A 17,479-nucleotide genomic window follows, 5' to 3' on the forward strand; every position below is an offset into this window, starting at 1 on the left:
CGGGGTGCATCGCCTGCACGGTGCGTGATGCGCTACCCCACGGTGCGATGAACGATCAACGGCAGGACGCCGGTGGCCCCGGCTTCGCGAAGCGCGGCCGCCGCCACTGTGGACACCCATCCCGATGAGGTTTCGTCCACCACCAACAACACCTGCTCACCCGCCACCTGCGGCGGATCGACCAGCGTGCCGCGCCACCACGCTGCCTCCTCGCCGGAGGCGGCCGAGCCCGGGTGACCGGTCAGCGACACATCCCACGAGGCCGTGGGCAGCCGGCCCGCTACTGCCAGGCGTTCGGCGACCGACAGGACCAACGCGCGGCGGTTCGCAGCGGCTAGGGTCACGATCAACGTGGGGCGGCTCGACCACGAATCCTTCCATCCGACAAGGCAGCTCACCGCTGCGTCGAGCAGGTCATCAGACGCCGGCCCATCGGAGGACAACGGCCCCGCCAACTCGGTAGCCCATTCCACGGCGTCGGCGTGCACCAGCACCCGGCCGGGGTCGGCCTGCAGCTGCGGTGGGATCCGGCCCTTCGTGCCGAAGGCACCGCCCGGCCACATCTTGCGCGGCTCGAGCACCTGGCTGCCGGTGCGCAGCCTGGACCGGACACTGGCAATCGCGTCCGGTGGGATCTGCGCGCTCACACCGTCCGGCAGGCTGCCCAGGCACACACTGCACCGGCCGCACGGCGTCGCCGTAGGGTCATCGAGCGCCTGCTGCAGCAACTGCATCAAGCAGCGCTCGCCGCGCACGTAAGCCCGCATGATGTCCGCCTCGGCCCTGCGCTGGGCGAGAACACCGTCGTAGTGCGACTGGTCGAACGACCACGAAGCACCGGTGCTGACCCACCCGTCCGCGGTGCGGGAGACGACCTCCTCGACGGCCAGTTGCTTCAGCAGCAGCTCGACCCGCGAGCGACGGATCCCGGACTCGGCCTCCAGCGCCGGAATCGACTGGGGCTGGTCAGAGAGCAAACCGAGCAACCGTGTGACCTCGGCCGCCGAAGGGATCGTGGCCGTGGCGAAGTAGTCCCACACGGCATCGTCGGAAGAAGCGGGCAACAGCAGCGCGAGCGCGGAGTCGATGGCGCGGCCCGCGCGACCGACCTGCTGGTAGTACGCCACCGGAGACGGCGGTGCTCCGACGTGCACCACGAAGCCCAGGTCGGGTTTGTCGTATCCCATGCCGAGCGCGGAGGTGGCGACCAGCGCCTTGACCGTGTTGTCCCGAAGTGACTCCTCCAGGCGCAGCCGGGTGTCCGCGTCGACCCCGCCGGTATACGCCGCGACCGGGAACCGATCGCCGTACTCCGCAGTGATGGTATCCGCGAGACGCTCGGCGTCGGCCACGGTCAGGGTGTAGATGATGCCGCTGCCGGGCAGTGCCGGCAGGTTGGCCACCACCCAGGCGTAGCGGGACAGCGGATCGAGGCGCGGTAGCACGGCCAGGTGCAGACTGCGCCGGGCCAGCGGCCCGCGCAGCACCGTTGTTGCTGAACCCAGTTGTGCCGCCACGTCATCCACGACGCGTGAGTTGGCTGTTGCGGTGGTCGCCAGCACCGGAGCCGCGGGCGACAGGCGCGGTAGCAAGCGAGCCAGCCGGCGGTAGTCGGGCCGGAAATCATGGCCCCAGTCGGAGATCGAGTGGGCTTCGTCGATCACCAGCAGACCCAACCGCCCCGCCAGCGCCGACATGACCCGCTCTCCGAAAGCGGGGTTCGCCAGGCGCTCGGGCGAGACCAGCAACACGTCGAGTTCGTCGGCCGACACAGCAGATTCCACGGTCGACCAGTCGTCGAAATTCGCGCTGTTCAGCGTGGCCGCTCGCAACCCGGCTCGCTCGGCGGCGGCCACCTGATCGCGCATCAGCGACAGCAACGGCGACACGACGAGAGTGGGACCCGATCCCTGGCTGCGCAACGTGGCCGTCGCGATCCAGTAGACCGCTGACTTGCCCCAACCGGTGGCCTGCACCACCAGGACCCGTGCGCCGGGTTGCAACAGCGCATCGAGTGCTTCGCCCTGACCGTCCCGCAGTTGCGCACCGGGACCGGCCAGCGCCTCAAGGGTGCGGACGGCGACGGGAGACAACGTGGATGTGGACATGCCCGAGACGGTGTCAGGCGGCACCGACAACGCTCAGGACTGCTGTGCTCGACGCGCTGCCAGCGCAGCTTTCTTCCGCGCAAGTTCTGCGTCCTCGATCTTGGCCGCCTCCTCCATCGTCGGGGCCTTGCCGCCCATCCGGGCCGGGAGGAAGACCAGGTCGTCGCCGGTCAGCGGCTCGTAGGCCTCCTGCACCTCGTGCAGCATCTGCTCCATCACCGCATGCAGATCCTTGGTGGCGACCTCGGCATCCGCGTCCGGGTCGATGGAGATGGGCTCCCCGGTGCGGATGGTGATGGGCACATTGGTGCGGCCGAGCCGCTTGGGATGACCCTTGGTCCAGATCCGCTGCGAACCCCAGACGATCTGCGGCAGCACCGGCACCCCGGCCTGCGCAGCCATCCGCACCGCGCCGGTTTTGAAGCTGCGCAGTTCGAAGGACCGCGAGACGGTCGACTCCGGGAAGACGCCCACCAGCTCGCCGTGCTTCAGCGCATCGACCGCGGCATTGAAGGCACCGACACCGGCCGAGCGGTCCACCGGGATGTGCTTCATCGCGCGCATCATGGGGCCGGAGATCTTGTGGTCGAAGACCTCCTGTTTGGCCATGTAGCGGACCTTGCGCCCGGCATCGAGGGCGGCGTAACCGGCCAGGGCGAAGTCCATGTAGCCGATGTGGTTCAGTGCGATCACCGCACCGCCCGTGCGTGGGATGTTCTCCGAGCCGATCCGGGTGACTTTCAGGCCCTGGGCCGCGAAGGTTCCCTGCGCAATGCGGATGATGCTCCCGTAGAAAGGCTCCATCCGCCCAGCTTAGGCGGAATGCGCGCCCGGGTCCGCCGGGTTGCACTGTGCGTGAGCATCCCGCTATCCGTCCTGGATCTGTCCCCCATCGCATCCGGCCGCACCGGCTCGCAGGCCCTGCGCGAGACCGTGCGGCTCGCGCAGGCCGCCGAGTCGTTCGGCTACCACCGTTTCTGGGTCGCTGAGCATCACAACATCCCCAGCGTCGCGAGCAGCGCGCCCGTGGTGATGATCGCGACCGTGGCCGATCACACCGAGTCCATCCGCGTCGGGGCCGGCGGGATCATGCTGCCCAACCACGCGCCGCTACAGGTGGCCGAGCTGTTCCGGGTCCTGGAGGCCCTGCACCCCGGCCGGATCGACCTCGGGCTCGGGCGCGCTCCCGGCACCGACCAGCTGACCGCGCTGGCGTTGCGGCGCAGCCGGGAAGCGCTGATTGCCAACGACTTCCCCCAGCAGTACGCCGAGTTGTTGGCGTACGTCGAGGGGTTCCCCGCCGATCACCCGTTCGCCCCGATCTCGGCCCAGCCGACCGACGTACCGCTGCCTCCCGTGTGGATCCTGGGCTCCAGCCTGTACGGCGCGCAGGCGGCTGCCGCGGCGGGCGTCGCTTTCGCCTACGCAGGGCACTTCGGCGAAGCGGATCCGCGCGAGGCGATGCAGATCTACCGCGAGGAGTTCCGCCCAACCGGCAAACCGGGAGCGCTGACCGAACCGCACAGCATGCTCGCGGTAGCGGCCATCGTCGCCGAGACCGCTGATCGCGCTGCCGAACTCCAGCGGGCGGCCGCCTTGTCGATGGTTCGCCTGCGCCAGAACCGCCCGGGCCCGTTGCCCTCGCCGGATGAGGCAGCGGCCTACGACTGGACGCCCGTCGATGAGCAGATCGCCGCCGGTTTCGCCCGGTTCGCCACGGTGGGCACGGCCGATCGGGTTGCCGAGGGGATCGCACAACGCGCGGCCGCGTGCGGCGCCGACGAGCTGATGATCACCACCAACGTGCACGACCCCGCCGAGCGGATCGCATCCTACGAGTTGCTGATGAAGGCCTGGAGCTAGAGCCCGAACTGCTCGATCATGCCGCGCAGCGTGGTCGCCGAGCTGAGCAGGCCGGCTTCCTCCTGGTCCGACAGCGGCGTGTCGAGTCGTACGTCACAGCCCCGGCGGTCGACGACGGACGGCAAGGAGAGACACACCTCTCCGATCCCGTGGAAACCAGTGGCCAGGGTCGACACCGGCAGGATGCGTCGTTCGTCGCCGAGGACGGCCTCCACGATCCGCGCGGTGGCCAGCCCGATCGCGTAGTTCGTCGCGCCCTTGCCCTCGATGATCTGGTACGCCGAGTGGACCACCTCGTGGGCGATCTCGTCCCGGACGGTTTGGTCGAACTCCGGAAAACCCGGCAACGGAGTCCAGTTCATCAGCGGGATGGCGCCGATCGTCGCCGAGGACCACAACGGGATCTGGGAGTCACCGTGCTCGCCGGCGATGTAGGCGTGCACGTTCTGCACGGCTACACCGGTGTGTTGTGCGACCAGGTACCGCAGTCGTGAGGAGTCCAGCACCGTTCCGGAGCCGAACACCTGGTTCGGCGGCAGCCCGGTGGCCTTCAACGCGGCGTACGTGACGATGTCGACGGGGTTGGTGACCAGCACGTGGATGGCGTTGGGGGCGACGTCGACCAGATCGGGCAGCACCTTCTGCGCCAGCCGGACTGTCGTCTCGGCCAGCTGAAGGCGGGTCTGACCCGGCTTCTGCTTGGCGCCGGCGGTGAACACGATGATGTCGGAGTCGGCGCAGACCGCCGCATCGGTTCCGCCGATCACCGAGGCCGCTGAGGTGAACTGCGAACCGTGCGCGAGGTCGAGGACCTCCGCGTCCACCTTGGCCTGGTTGATGTCCATCAGTGCCACTGTCCGCGCCGATCCCCTCATCAGCAGCGCGTACGCCGTGGTCGCACCTACCGCTCCGGCGCCGATGATCGAGACCTTGCTGCCCTGGGTGTGGTTCATGGGTCCATCTTGTCGGTTCCTCCACCTCGATAGGCTCGTTGCGTGCTGCCTACCGCCCGTGCGATCCGTTACGTGACGCCGCTGCGCGAGGGCGGCTCGCTGCCCGGGGTCGTGGAGGCCGACGATGACGGCACCTGGGTGCTGAAGTTCCGGGGGCGGGACAGGGCCTGAAGGTGCTGGTCGCCGAGGTCATCGTCGGCGAACTCGGCCGGGCCCTGGGCATCCGGGTTCCGGCGCTGAAAGCCATCGAGTTGCCCGCGCCGATTGCGAAGTACGAAGCGGATGAGGAGGTGCAGGACCTGCTCACCGCGAGTATCGGGTTGAACCTGGGTGTCGACCTGCTGCCCGGTGCCTTCGGGTACGACGGGTCCGCACCTCCCGCTGCGTCGATCGCGGCCGAGATCCTCTGGCTGGATGCGTTCACCGCCAACATCGATCGCACCCCGCGCAACCCGAATCTGCTGGTGTGGCATGGCGAGACGTGGTGCATCGACCACGGCGCGGCGTTGTACTTCCAGCACGCCTGGCCGACGCGGGCGCCCTCGCCCTCCCGGTTCGCCGAACAGCCCTACGACGCGGACAGCCACATCTTGCGACCGATCGCCCGTGACCTGGTGGGGACCCACGCCCGCCTGTCCGAGGTGGTGACCCCCGATCTACTGTCCGAGGTGGTCGACCTGGTCCCCGAGGAGTGGCTGGAGACCACGGAGTGGTTGCCGTCCACGGCCAGTGTGCGATCGGCGTACGTCGATCACCTCCTGGCGCGGGTGGCGAACCCGGCCGCGTGGCTGCCCGAGGATCTGCCGTGACGGCCAGCGACTACGGCTATCAGTACGTCGTCCTGCGCTACGTGCCCGCGGTCGACCGGGAGGAATTCGTCAACGTCGGTGTCGTGCTCTACGCGCAGTTGGCGGACTTCCTGGGTGTCGCCTACGAACTGGACGCACTGCGACTGCGAGCCTTTTCGCCGGCGGTCGATCTGCATGCGCTGGCCCAGTCGTTGGCCGCGCTGGAACGAGTGTGCGACGACGATCCGCCGCCGGGGCTACCGCAGCACGCCAAACCGGGGCAACGCTTCGGATGGCTGTCGGCGCCGCGCAGCACCGTTCTACAGCCCGGACCGGTGCACGGTGGCGTCACGGCAGACCCCGCGGCGGAGCTTCAGCGCCTGGTGAAGAAACTGGTGACATGACGTCACTGGTCTGGAAGCCCGCCACCGCCCACCCCGAACTCATGGCGCCGTCGACGGCCGCCGCTGTCGAGGGGCTCTCCTTCGCCGACGAGGTTGAGGCGGTCGCAATCGATCCGGCCATCAGCGACACCGCGGCACTGGTGGCCGCCACCGGTCTCGATCCGGCTGATTCGGCGAACTGTGTCATCGTCGCCGGCAAACGCGACGGTGTGGAACGGGTCGCCGCGCTGTTGGTGCTGGCCAACACGCGCGCCGACATCAACAACGTGGTGCGACGGCACCTGGACGTACGCAAGATCTCCTTCATGGCGATGGATGACGCCGTGTCACGCAGCGGGATGGAGTACGGCGGCATCACACCGATCGGCCTACCGCAGGAGTGGCCGGTGTTGGTGGATGCGGCTGTGCTGCAACGCTCCTCGATCGTCATTGGCTCCGGCATCCGCGCCGGCAAGCTGCGGTTGCCCGGCGCCCGCGCCGCAGAGCTACCGAACGTCACCGTCATCGACAGCATGGCCCGCATCGTCGATGCGTGACGTCGTCCGCGCAGCGATCGCTTCGATTGCCCCGGTCGATGATCTGGCGCGCCAGCACATTCAGGGCGCACTCGCATGGATCGACAGCGGGGCGGACTTGTTCCGGCTCGAGCGACCGGCGACCCCGTCTCCGCACCTGGTGTCCTACTTCGTCCCGGTAGACACCACTCGGCGGACACTGTTGCTGGAAGAACATCTCCGGTCGGGTCTCTGGTTGCCGCCCGGCGGGCACGTCGAGATCGACGAAGACCCGCGGGACGCCGTACGTCGGGAGTGCCTGGAGGAGTTAGGTGTTGACGCGCGGCTCCTCACCGACGAGCCGCTTCTGGTGACCATCACCGAGACCAACCGCGAGGTGCACACTGACGTGAGCCTCTGGTACGCAATTGGCCTCAGCCAGGACGACGACGTGCAGATCGATCGACGCGAGATGGCCAGCGTGCGGTGGTACTCCTTCGAGGAGGCCGCCAAACTGGACCCGAGCACCACCGACCCGCATCTCGCCCGCTTCGTCACCGCTATCGACGCCCGTGCCCGCAGTTCCTGAGGAGAGTGACGTTTCTGAGGAGCAATAGCCGGCTTTGCATCCTCATAACCCGGGTTCTCCTCAGAAACAGACTCGCTTGCTAGCCGCCTCGCACAATGGTGGCGATGGCCATCCCGAACACACCAGCACCGACGATGAGTGGCACCGCACCGATTCCCCGGCCTGACGGCAGGCTCATGATCATCAGACCGACGGCGATGAGCAGTGTTCCGATGACCAGGAGCATCCACACCTCGGGTCTACGCAGCTGTTTGCTTGCCTCACCTCTCATGCGATCACTCTGGCACGCCGTTGGCGTTGCGAACGCGCACCAGATGCTGGCGGTCCAGCGACCGGAGCCCACCAGCCCGGCAAACTGCGTTCGTCCGGCGGCCACCGCTGCCGGTGTCGGCGCCCATTGATCAGTCATCGAGCACTCGCAGGGCCCAACCGGCGACCGCCGTCGCCGCGGCCACATTGAGAGAGTCCACTCCCCCGCGCATCGGGATCGTCACGACCAGGTCACTGGCCGCCAGCGTGGCTGGGGACAGCCCGTCTCCTTCGGTCCCGACCACGAGCGCGAGCTTCGCCGGCGGATCGGCGGCCAACGTGTCCAGCGACACCGCATCGTCGGCCAAGGCGAACGACGCCACGGTCCAGCCAGCCTCGTGCAACCTGCCGACAGCGCCTGGCCATGGCTCGATCCGGGTCCACGGAACTTGGAACACGGTGCCCATCGACACCCGAATTGCCCTGCGGTAGAGCGGATCCGCGCACCGCGGGGTGACAAGCACCGCATCCATCCCAAGGGCCGCGGCCGACCGGAAGATCGCACCGACATTCGTGTGATCGACGATGTCCTCACAGATCAACACCCGGCGCGCACCGAGCAGCACGTCCTCGACGGAGGGCAACGCCGGCCGGTGCATCGAAGCCAGGGCGCCGCGGTGCAGGTGAAACCCGGTCATCTCCCGGATCACCTCGGGCGACGCGACGTAGACCGGCGCCGCCGTGATCTCGATCACGTCAGCCAGGTCCTCCAGCCAGCGCTGGGCCATCAGGAACGAGCGCGGCTGGTGCCCGGCGGCGAGGGCGCGCCGGATCACCTTCTCGGACTCCGCGATGTAGAGGCCGGACGCCGGTTCGAGGATCCGGCGCAGGGCCACGTCGGTCAACGAGAAATAGTCGCGGACCCGTTCATCACCCGGATCATCGATCCAGACGACCATCAGGTGGCGGAGCGTGCCGCGTACCGGTCACCGTGCTGATCCAGCACCAACGGCATCCCGAAGGTCGTGCTGAGGTTCTCCGCCGTCAGCGTGTCGTCGATCTGACCGGCGACCACGACCCGGCCTTCGCGCAGCATCAGCACGTCGGTGAATCCGGGCGGGATCTCCTCCACGTGGTGGGTCACCATCACCATCGCAGGTGCGTAGACGTCCTCGGCGATCTCCCCGAGCCGGCGCACCAGGTCCTCCCGGCCACCCAGATCCATTCCCGCCGTGGGCTCGTCGAGGATGAGCAGCTCGGGGTCCACCATCAACGCACGTGCGATCTGCACCCGTTTGCGCTCCCCCTCGCTCAGCGTGCCGAAAGAGCGGTCCACCAGCTGAGCGGCACCCATCAGATCCAGCAACTCGACGGCGCGCCCGTGGTCGAGGGCGTCGTACGACTCCCGCCAGCGGCCCACCACGCCGTACGACGCGGTCACCACCACATCGCCAACGCGCTCGTCGTTCGGGATCCGACTGGCCAGGGCCGCCGACGCAATGCCGATCCGGGGGCGCAGCTCGAAGACGTCGACCTTGCCGAGTTGCTCATCGAGCACCCGTGCAACCCCGGACGTCGGGTGCATCTGGGCCGCGGCGATCTGCATCATCGTGGTCTTGCCCGCGCCGTTCGGGCCGAGAATGATCCAGCGCTCGCCCTCGTCGACACCCCAGGTGACCTTGTCGAGCAGCTTCCGGCCGCCGCGGACGATGGTCACCTCGTCGAAATCGAGCACGTCACCCATGCCCCCGAGGTTAGCCACCTACCATCGAGGGAATGTTCGCGCTCCCCGCCTCGACCCGCCTCAGCCTGTGGGTGACCGCCGCCTGGAGCGGCACCATGCCTGTCGAGGACGCCGTGGTCCGCGCCCTACCCGACGTTGATGACATAGCCGGCTCACTCGGCCGGTTCACCGACTGGGGTGAGTTCGGCGAACAGGTCCTGGCCTGCGCATTGCCCCGTCCGGGCGCACCGGGCCTGCTTCCGCGCGGACCGGAGCAGATGCGCCAGACGGCGACCGAGCACGGCGAATGCGTGTTCGTCCCAAGTCTGGGCGGCGTGGTGGTGCCGGTGGTCAGCGAGTACGGCGCCGCAAGGGACGTCGGTGTGAGCGTTGAGTTCCTGGCGTTCGACGCGGACCCGGTCCCCCAGCACCGCCTGACCGGAATCGACGTGGGAATCGCCGAGCGTGAGCTTCGGGCGGCGCTGGGCTCCTCCACGGCGGCGCTGGAGGAGCTGGACCTGGGCGCTACCGAAGTGCGCCGACCGGCCGTTGCCCGCCCGAGCGAGCACTGGGCCCTCCCCGGCGGGTTGCCACCACGGGCCGCCCGCTTGATCGAGCTTGCCGGCACCATCCTGTCGGCGGTCGAGGTGGCGCAGGAGCACACCGCGGACCTGGTCCGCGGTCGGGACGGGGCGGTCGCCGTCCAGTTGCAGACCTTGAACGCTGCGGCGACGACCGCTCTCGAGCACGCCACCAATGCGGCGGCCCTGCGGCTCGCCGGTCTCATCCCGGCTGAGTAGCTGCCCTCAGGCGTTCGGTCGTCTCCCGCATCACCTGTGCCTGGTCGCCGCGCCCGGCCGCTTCCAATTCGTCGGCGGCCGCCACCCGGTCCGCGAGCTCCGCATCAACCAGGGCTTCGATGTCTTCGCCGGTCAATTGCCGGCGCGGCACCTCCGCGGCCGACAACCCCGCAACGCTCACCTCGATCGCTCCTGCTCGAGGTGCTGCGATCCCCTTGGATGTCGCATTGTCGATCACAGCCAGGCAGCTGCGTAGCGCAGCTACCAGGTCGCGGTCCCGCTCCACCATGGCATCGCGCAGCGCCGCCCGCAGCTGATCGACGAGCGAATCAGTCATCGGAGCACAGACTCGTAAACCTCGACCGTACGCCGTGCGATCGCCTCCCAGCCGAAGTGCGAGATGGCCCGTTCCCGACCCGCGATCCCTCTCCGACGAGCCTCTTCCGGGTCCGAAACTGCCTGTGCCAGAGCAGAACTGAGGTCCGCGACGAAGGTCTCTGGCGAGACCGGTGTGCCTGTTCCGTCAGACAACTGCTCGATCGGCACCAGCCACCCGGTCTGTCCGTCGACCACCACCTCGGGAATTCCGCCGGTGGCGGTCCCGACTACCGGCAGTTCGCAGGCCATGGCCTCGAGATTGACGATGCCGAGCGGTTCGTAGATCGACGGGCAGACGAAAACCGTTGCGGCAGAGAGCAATGCGACGACCTGGTGGCGAGGCAGCATCTCGGTGATCCAGACGACACCGTCGCGCGACTCCCGCAGCGATGCCACCAGCGACTCCACCTCGGCCAGGATCTCCGGCGTGTCCGGTGCGCCGGCGCACAGGATGATCTGTACCTCCGGTGGCAGCGACGCCACCGCCTGCAGCAGGTACGGCAAACCCTTCTGCCGGGTGATCCGGCCGACGAAGATGACGCTGGGCCGCGCGGGGTCCACGCCCACCGACTCGACGAACGCAACCGCCGACGGCGACACGTCGCGCGCCCACTGCACGGTGTCAATCCCGTTGTGCACCACATGAACTCGAGCGGGATCGAGCGTGGGATACGAGGCAAGTACGTCCTTGCGCATCCCCTCGCTGACGGCGATCACGGCGTCCGCCCCCAGATAGGCGGTCTTCTCCACCCAGGACGACACGGCGTACCCGCCCCCGAGTTGTTCGGCCTTCCAGGGTCGCAACGGCTCCAAGCTGTGCGCGGTGATCACGTGCGGCACCCCATGCAGCAACGAGGCCAGGTGACCGGCCATGTTGGCGTACCACGTGTGGGAGTGCACGACCGAGGCGCCGGCGCAGTCGGCGGCGATCGTCAGATCGACCCCGAGGGTCTGAAGGGTGGCGTTCGCGGCGGCGAGTTCGGGCAGGTCGGCGTACGACGTGGTGTCGGTCTCGTCCCGCGGTCCGCCGAACGCGCGCACCTGGGTCTCGATGTCGAGCGCGCGCAGGGCCTTCACCAGCTCGGTCACGTGCACACCGGCCCCGCCGTAGATCGTCGGCGGGTATTCCTTGGTCAGTACGTCGATCCTCACCCGAATGACGCTAGTGCAAGTAGCGACAGATGCACCCGCGGCGTCATAGGTTGTGCCCATGGCGAGACGAAGCGGTCTACGGGTTCTGGCGATCGTCCTGGCCGGTGGAGAGGGCAAGCGGTTGATGCCCTTGACGGCCGACCGGGCGAAACCGGCGGTGCCCTTCGGCGGCATCTACCGGCTCATCGACTTCGCGTTGACGAACGTCGCGCACAGCGGCTACCTGCAGATGGTCGTACTGACGCAGTACAAGTCGCACAGCCTGGACCGTCACATCAGTAAGACCTGGCGACTGTCGAGCATGCTGGACAACTACGTGACCCCGGTCCCCGCGCAGCAGCGCCGCGGGAAGAGCTGGTACTCCGGCTCCGCCGACGCCATCTACCAGAGCCTGAACCTCATCTATGACCACAAGCCCGACATCGTGGTCGTCGTCGGCGCCGACCACGTCTACCGGATGGACTTCAGCCAGATGGTGATGCGGCACGTGGAGACCGGCGCTGCCGCCAGTGTTGCCGCGATTCGTCAACCGATCGGCCTGGCCGACCAGTTCGGCGTCATCGAACTGTCCGACGCCGGTGACAGCAAGATCGCGGCGTTCCGCGAAAAGCCCACGGACCCAAAGCCGTTGGCTGACGCCCCGCACGAGGTCCTGGCGTCGATGGGTAACTACGTCTTCGATGCGGATGCTCTCGTGAAGGCGGTGCTGGATGACGCCAAGGACGACGACAGCAAGCACGACATGGGTGGCAACATCATCCCCGCGTTCGTCGAACGGGGCGAGGCCTATGCCTATGACTTCAAGGACAACAAGATCCCCGGGGCGACCGACCGCGACCGCGGGTACTGGCGCGACGTCGGAACCTTGGACTCCTACTACGAAGCCCACATGGACCTGGTGTCCATCCACCCCGTGTTCAACGTCTACAACTACGAATGGCCAATCCTGACCAACGACGGTTCGTTCCCGCCGGCCAAGTTCGTCATGGGCGCCGAGCAACGCCAGGGGGTGGCCACCGGTTCGATGATCTCGCCCGGGTGCATCATCAGCGGTTCCACCATCGATGAGTCGGTACTCGGCCTGAACGTGCACACACACAGCCGCTCTGACATCCGGGCGTCCGTGCTGCTCGACGCGGTCGACATCGGGCGGGATTGCGTCATCCAGCACGCGATCATCGACAAGGAAGTCCGGGTGCCCGCCGGTGTCTCGATCGGGGTCGACCACGAGCAGGACCGCGCGCGGGGGTTCACGGTGACCGAGTCCGGTATCACCGTCGTGGGCAAAGGCACCATCATTGAGGGGTGACCGCCGCTCTCGTTGTCGTCCTTGCCGCTGACCGCGCCGCCGTCGAAGCCGCCCGGGCCGACGTACGTCGAGTGGTCGCCTCGGTGGGCGGCGTCACCGACGCCTGGGCGAACCTGACCGACCGTCCTCTGACGGCCGTCTCAACCCGGGTCACGGGAACGGAGATCGGCGCGCTGCGGGCGGTTCTGGCCCAGGTGGCCGCCGATCACGACGTCGACCTCGCCGTCACGGATGCCGCCCTGCACGAACCCGGCCCGGGGCTGCTGATCATGGACGTCGACAGCACACTCATCCAGCAGGAGGTCATCGAACTGCTGGCCGCACACGCCGGTCGCGAGCGGGAGGTCGCAGCCGTCACCGAACGGGCCATGCGCGGTGAGCTGGACTTCGCCGAGTCCCTCACGCAGCGGGTCGCTGCCCTGGTGGGGCTACCGCAGACCGTCTTCGAGCAGGTCCGCCGGCAGGTGGAGCTCAGTCCCGGTGCCCGCAATCTGATCGCGACGGCCAAGGAGCACGGATTCACGGTGGCAGTGGTCTCGGGCGGGTTCATCGAGATCGTCGGTCCGCTCGCCGCTGAACTGGGCATCGATCATGCCCGCGCCAACGCGCTCGAGGTGCGCGACGGCGTACTCACCGGTCGCACCAGCGGACCGATCATCGACCGCGCCGCCAAGGCTGCGACCCTGCGCGACATCGCGGCCTCCCTCGGCATCCCGCTGGAGCGCACCGTCGCGGTCGGCGACGGTGCCAACGACCTGGACATGCTCGCGACCGCCGGCCTGGGGATCGCCTACAACGCCAAGCCCATCGTGCGCGAACAGGCCCATGCGGCACTCAACCAGCCCCATCTGGACAGCGTGCTGTTCATGCTGGGGCTCGCTGCCGACCGGCACTCCCTAGACTCAGTGCATGACTGAGGACGCCCCCGGACCCTGCTGATCATCGGCGGCGCCGAGGACAAAGTCGGTCGAGTCACCATCCTGCGCCGGTTCGTCCGGCTTGCCGGTGGCCGGTCCGCCAACATCGTCATCATCCCGACCGCGTCATCGGTCCCGGACGAGGTCGTATCGGTCTACTCGACGGTGTTCAGCCGCCTGGGCGTCCAGGAGATCGGCGCGGTCAATCCCCCGTCCCGCAGCGCCAGCAGCGATCCCGACCTGGTGGCCCGGCTCGACCAGGCCACCGGGGTGTTCCTCTCCGGTGGCAACCAGCTGCGGCTGTCGCAGTTGGTGGTGGGTACCCCGATGGGCGAGGCGCTCCTGCGTGCCTACCGTCGCGGCACAGTCATCGCGGGCACGAGCGCCGGGGCCTCGATCATGAGCCAGTTCATGATCTCGATGGGCGAAGAGGGAGTGACCCCGCGGCAACGCTCCAGCCAGTTGACCGTCGGTCTCGGCCTGCTCACGGGCGTCATCGTCGACCAGCACTTCGACCAGCGAGCCCGCTACGGCCGGCTGATGTCCTTGGTAGCCGGCTCGCCCAGCCTGCTCGGAATGGGCATCGACGAGGACACCGCGGCCGAGATCCGTGATGAGACCGAACTGACCGTGGTCGGATCCGGCGCGGTGTTCGTCGTGGACGCCCGGTCCGCCGTCACCGACGCCCACGAAGCCAAACGCGATGCGCCCCTGCTGGTTTCGGGCGCGGTGGTCCATTCGCTGCCGTTCGGTGCCACCTTCGATCTGACCACCGCGACGTTGACCCATTTCGTTGAGAAGAACGCCGACATCTCGGTTTCCTTCAGCCGCGACCGGCACGACACTGCCGCTGCTGCCGCCGCCCTGCGCCACTGACCCGGAGGCCCACGTTGTCCCGTCCCGAGCGTCCCGAACCGTCCGGCCCGCCCGCCCCCGACCTGACCATCGCCGAACGCCGCGTCTACCGCGGACCCAACGTGTGGTCCTTCGAACAGGCCATCCACCTCGTCGTGGACCTGGGGGTCCTGGAGGCGTATCCCACGGACACCCTTCCCGGTTTCACCGACCGGCTCCTGGAAGCGCTGCCGGCGCTGGCCGAGCACACCTGCTCGCGCGGCTACCGCGGCGGCTTCGTCGAGCGGCTGCGTGAAGGCACGTGGCTGGGTCACGTCACCGAGCACGTCTCGCTGCAGTTGCAGCAGGAGGCGGGCCACGACATGCGCCGGGGCAAGACCCGCGCGGTCAAGGACGTCCCGGGCCGCTACAACATCGTCTTCGGGTACGTCGATGAGCGGGTCGGTCTCGCGGCCGGCGAGCTGGCCGCGCGGCTGGTCAACGACCTCGTCGAGCACGACCCCGGCTTCGACTGGCCGACCGAGCGCGAGGAGTTCCTGCGCTTGGCTGCCCGTACGGCGTTCGGCCCGTCCACGGCCGCCATCCTCGAGGAGGCGGTGAGCCGGGACATCCCCTGGACCCGGTTGAACCAGTACTCGCTGGTCCAACTCGGTCAAGGCGTGCACCAACAGCGGATCCGGGCCACGATGACCTCCCAGACGTCCGCACTGGCCGTCGACATCGCCGGCGACAAGAACCTCACCACGACGCTGCTGGGGTCCGCGGGGCTGCCCGTGCCGAAAGCCGAGACGGTCCGTTCCGAGGACGGCGCGGTGCGTGCTGCGCGCCGGATCGGCTACCCGGTCGTGGTCAAACCGCTGGACGGCAATCACGGCCGCGGTGTCTGTCTGAACCTGCGTTCGGAAGAAGAGGTGCGGGAGGCGTTCCCGGTCGCCGAGGCCGAATCACGGCGCGGCGTGGTGCAGGTCGAATCCTTCATCACCGGCAAGGACTACCGCTGCTTGATCATCGACGGGCACATGGCCGCTATCGCCGAACGGGTGCCTGCTCACGTGATGGGTGACGGAGAGCACTCGGTCACCGAGTTGGTGGAGATCACCAACGCCGATCCGAGACGTGGGGTCGGACACGAGAAGGTGCTGACCCGGATCCGGGTCGACGAAGCCGCGGTCGAACTGGTCGCCGACCAGGGCTATGCGATGAGTGACATCCCGCAGCAGGGCGAGATGGTCAAACTGGCGCTCACCGGCAACATGTCCACCGGCGGGATCTCGGTGGACCGGACCTTCGACGCACACCCGGACAATGTCGAGATCGCCGAGGAGGCCGCGCGGGTCATCGGCTTGGACGTGGCCGGAATCGACTTCATCTGCCCCGACATCACCGCGCCCGTGCGCGAGACCGGCGGTGCGATCTGCGAGGTGAACGCCGCACCCGGTTTCCGGATGCACACCCACCCCACCGTGGGCGAACCGCAGTTCATCGCCAAGCCGGTCGTCGACCTGCTGTTCCCGCCGGGCAGTCCCTCCCGGGTACCGATCGTCGCGGTCACCGGCACCAACGGCAAGACCACGACGTCGCGGATGCTGGCACACATCATGAAGGGCATGGGCCGCAAGGTCGGCATGACCTCTACCGACGGCATCGTGATCGACGAACGGCTGTTGATCAAGGCGGATGCGTCGGGTCCGCGGTCGGCGCGGATGGTGTTGCAGAACCCCCGGGTCGACTTCGCCGTCCTGGAGGTGGCGCGCGGCGGGATCCTGCGCGAGGGTCTGGGCTACGACCGCAACGACATCGCGGTGGTCACCAACATTGCCGCCGACCACCTCGGCACCCGCGGCATCGAAACCCTGCAGGATTTGGCGAACGTGAAATCCGTTGTGGTGGAGGCTGTTCCGCGCGACGGATTCGCAGTCCTCAACGCCGACGACGACCTCGTACGAGCCGTGCGCCGACGGTGCAGCGGCACGATCGTGTGGTTCTCGATGCAGCCGCCCGGAAGCCGCATCCGGGAGTTCATCGATGAGCGGTGTCGGCGCGGAGCCCGGGCCGTCGTACTCGAGCCGTCCGAGCGCGGCGAGATGATCGTCCTGAAGCAAGGTCGCCGGTCCATGCCCCTGGCATGGACGCACCTGCTGCCGTCGACCTTCGGCGGCGCCGCCCGGATGAACGTCGCCAATGCCCTGGCCGCCGCGGGAGCGGCCTTGCCGCGGGCGCTCCGTTGCACGACATCCGGCAGGGTCTGCGGACCTTCACCACGTCGTACTATCTGTCCCCCGGCCGGCTCAACAAGGCCGAGGTCAATGGCGCCGACGTCTTCGTCGACTACTGCCACAACCCGCCCGGCATGCGGGAGCTGGGCGAGTTCGTCGAGCGGTACGCCCAGCAGAAGGAGCGGTCGGTCGAGCGTCCGGTCACGCGGATCGGGATGATCGGTGCGCCTGGTGACCGTCGCGACGCCGACATCATGGAGCTGGGCGCCATTGCGGCGCAGCACTTCGACGTGCTGTTCCTGCGGGAGGACGAGAATCTGCGGCGCCGCAAGAAGGGCGTCTCTGCGGAGCTGCTCGCCGAGGGTGTCGAGGCAGCCATTGCCGACGGTGCGCGCTGCCGGACCGTAGTGACGGTCCTGGACGAGTTGGAAGCCACCCGCGACGTCATGAGCCGGGCGCGTCCCGGCGACCTCGTGGTGCTGTGCGTTGACCAGCACGCCAAGGTGGTCGCCGAGTTGGAGGACTACACCAACCAAGCGGGGGCCGGATCGCGCACCACGGAGTGGCAGCCCGGCGACCCCGACCTCGACCCGCGAGAGATGTCCGACCAGGCGGCTCTGCAGTCCGCGCAGGACGAAGAGGAGCTACGCAAAGTCCTCGAGGATCAGAGCTGACCGGCAC

19 protein-coding genes and 1 pseudogene are annotated in these 17,479 nt (G+C 68.2%); 12 read left to right on the top strand and 8 right to left on the bottom strand.

Features of this window, described 5'->3' with window-relative positions:
• Positions 1–32: 32 nt before the first annotated feature.
• Together ACFQBT_RS08395 and ACFQBT_RS08400 are read right to left on the bottom strand one after the other, a co-directional pair.
• Entirely contained in the window at positions 33–2,108 is a 2,076-nt protein-coding gene (locus ACFQBT_RS08395; protein WP_377821898.1) for a RecQ family ATP-dependent DNA helicase, read from the bottom strand.
• Positions 2,109–2,141: 33 nt separating this feature from the next.
• On the bottom strand, positions 2,142–2,912 hold the full coding sequence (locus ACFQBT_RS08400) for a lysophospholipid acyltransferase family protein (RefSeq protein WP_377821899.1): 771 nt from the start codon (positions 2,910–2,912) through the stop codon (positions 2,142–2,144).
• An 18-nt stretch (positions 2,913–2,930) separates the two neighbouring features.
• Here ACFQBT_RS08400 and ACFQBT_RS08405 point away from each other — a divergent pair, with 18 nt between their 5' ends.
• A complete protein-coding gene (locus ACFQBT_RS08405) occupies positions 2,931–3,971 on the top strand; it encodes an LLM class flavin-dependent oxidoreductase (RefSeq protein ID WP_377821900.1) in 1,041 nt (346 codons plus the stop codon).
• Here ACFQBT_RS08405 and ACFQBT_RS08410 read toward each other — a convergent pair.
• Positions 3,968–4,924 carry an L-lactate dehydrogenase gene (locus tag ACFQBT_RS08410; protein ID WP_377821902.1) on the bottom strand — a complete coding sequence of 319 codons (957 nt, stop codon included), beginning with the start codon at positions 4,922–4,924 and terminating at the stop codon, positions 3,968–3,970. The genes ACFQBT_RS08405 and ACFQBT_RS08410 overlap by 4 nt on opposite strands.
• A gap of 42 nt (positions 4,925–4,966) precedes the next feature.
• Between ACFQBT_RS08410 and ACFQBT_RS08415 the strand changes: the two genes are divergently transcribed.
• From ACFQBT_RS08415 to ACFQBT_RS08435, 5 genes are read left to right on the top strand one after another with little or no spacing between them, the layout of a single operon-like run.
• The gene (locus tag ACFQBT_RS08415) at positions 4,967–5,095 is read left to right on the top strand and encodes a hypothetical protein (protein ID WP_377821904.1); all 129 of its coding nucleotides are present in this window, start codon (positions 4,967–4,969) and stop codon (positions 5,093–5,095) included.
• Positions 5,096–5,097: 2 nt separating this feature from the next.
• A complete protein-coding gene (locus ACFQBT_RS08420) occupies positions 5,098–5,733 on the top strand; it encodes a HipA family kinase (RefSeq protein ID WP_377821906.1) in 636 nt (211 codons plus the stop codon).
• A complete protein-coding gene (locus ACFQBT_RS08425; RefSeq protein ID WP_377821908.1) occupies positions 5,730–6,116 on the top strand; it encodes a DUF3037 domain-containing protein in 387 nt (128 codons plus the stop codon). The genes ACFQBT_RS08420 and ACFQBT_RS08425 overlap by 4 nt, the downstream gene beginning before the upstream one ends.
• Positions 6,113–6,652, top strand: a complete 540-nt coding sequence (locus ACFQBT_RS08430) for a YbaK/EbsC family protein (RefSeq protein WP_377821910.1) — start codon at positions 6,113–6,115, stop codon at positions 6,650–6,652. Before ACFQBT_RS08425 ends, ACFQBT_RS08430 begins: the two co-directional genes overlap by 4 nt.
• Positions 6,645–7,199, top strand: a complete 555-nt coding sequence (locus tag ACFQBT_RS08435; RefSeq protein ID WP_377821912.1) for an NUDIX domain-containing protein — start codon at positions 6,645–6,647, stop codon at positions 7,197–7,199. The genes ACFQBT_RS08430 and ACFQBT_RS08435 overlap by 8 nt, the downstream gene beginning before the upstream one ends.
• A 79-nt stretch (positions 7,200–7,278) precedes the next feature.
• Here the strand turns inward: ACFQBT_RS08435 and ACFQBT_RS08440 are convergent, their stop codons facing one another.
• The 3 genes from ACFQBT_RS08440 to ACFQBT_RS08450 all read right to left on the bottom strand — a co-directional run bounded on the left by ACFQBT_RS08440 (position 7,279) and on the right by ACFQBT_RS08450 (position 9,192).
• Complete coding sequence (locus tag ACFQBT_RS08440) at positions 7,279–7,470, bottom strand: hypothetical protein (RefSeq protein WP_377821914.1); 192 nt, start codon at positions 7,468–7,470, stop codon at positions 7,279–7,281.
• A gap of 130 nt (positions 7,471–7,600) precedes the next feature.
• Complete coding sequence (locus ACFQBT_RS08445) at positions 7,601–8,407, bottom strand: TrmH family RNA methyltransferase (protein ID WP_377821916.1); 807 nt, start codon at positions 8,405–8,407, stop codon at positions 7,601–7,603.
• A complete protein-coding gene (locus tag ACFQBT_RS08450; protein WP_377821918.1) occupies positions 8,407–9,192 on the bottom strand; it encodes an ABC transporter ATP-binding protein in 786 nt (261 codons plus the stop codon). Before ACFQBT_RS08450 ends, ACFQBT_RS08445 begins: the two co-directional genes overlap by 1 nt.
• A gap of 32 nt (positions 9,193–9,224) precedes the next feature.
• On the opposite strand from ACFQBT_RS08450, the gene ACFQBT_RS08455 reads away from it, so the two are divergent.
• A complete protein-coding gene (locus tag ACFQBT_RS08455; RefSeq protein WP_377821920.1) occupies positions 9,225–9,971 on the top strand; it encodes a hypothetical protein in 747 nt (248 codons plus the stop codon).
• Here ACFQBT_RS08455 and ACFQBT_RS08460 read toward each other — a convergent pair.
• Positions 9,955–10,308, bottom strand: coding sequence for a hypothetical protein (locus ACFQBT_RS08460; protein WP_377821922.1), 354 nt, complete (start codon positions 10,306–10,308; stop codon positions 9,955–9,957). The two genes, ACFQBT_RS08455 and ACFQBT_RS08460, sit on opposite strands and share 17 nt — an antisense overlap.
• On the bottom strand, positions 10,305–11,501 hold the full coding sequence (gene glgA, locus ACFQBT_RS08465; protein WP_377821924.1) for a glycogen synthase: 1,197 nt from the start codon (positions 11,499–11,501) through the stop codon (positions 10,305–10,307). Before glgA ends, ACFQBT_RS08460 begins: the two co-directional genes overlap by 4 nt.
• A 58-nt stretch (positions 11,502–11,559) precedes the next feature.
• Here glgA and glgC point away from each other — a divergent pair, with 58 nt between their 5' ends.
• From glgC to ACFQBT_RS08490, 5 genes and pseudogenes are all read left to right on the top strand, one after another.
• Positions 11,560–12,810, top strand: a complete 1,251-nt coding sequence (gene glgC / locus ACFQBT_RS08470; protein ID WP_377821925.1) for a glucose-1-phosphate adenylyltransferase — start codon at positions 11,560–11,562, stop codon at positions 12,808–12,810.
• Positions 12,807–13,727 carry a phosphoserine phosphatase SerB gene (gene serB / locus ACFQBT_RS08475; RefSeq protein WP_377821926.1) on the top strand — a complete coding sequence of 307 codons (921 nt, stop codon included), beginning with the start codon at positions 12,807–12,809 and terminating at the stop codon, positions 13,725–13,727. The genes glgC and serB overlap by 4 nt, the downstream gene beginning before the upstream one ends.
• Positions 13,728–13,751: 24 nt before the next feature.
• Positions 13,752–14,603, top strand: coding sequence for a cyanophycinase (locus ACFQBT_RS08480; RefSeq protein ID WP_377825416.1), 852 nt, complete (start codon positions 13,752–13,754; stop codon positions 14,601–14,603).
• A 101-nt stretch (positions 14,604–14,704) separates the two neighbouring features.
• Positions 14,705–16,732: pseudogene (gene cphA / locus ACFQBT_RS08485) on the top strand (cyanophycin synthetase); the annotation flags it as partial.
• Entirely contained in the window at positions 16,708–17,472 is a 765-nt protein-coding gene (locus tag ACFQBT_RS08490) for a glutamate ligase domain-containing protein (RefSeq protein ID WP_377821927.1), read from the top strand. The pseudogene cphA and the gene ACFQBT_RS08490, both read left to right, overlap by 25 nt.
• Positions 17,473–17,479: the final 7 nt, after the last annotated feature.

Origin of the sequence: Branchiibius cervicis, assembly GCF_042661605.1 — a bacterium.
GTDB classification, from domain to species: domain Bacteria; phylum Actinomycetota; class Actinomycetes; order Actinomycetales; family Dermatophilaceae; genus Branchiibius; species Branchiibius cervicis.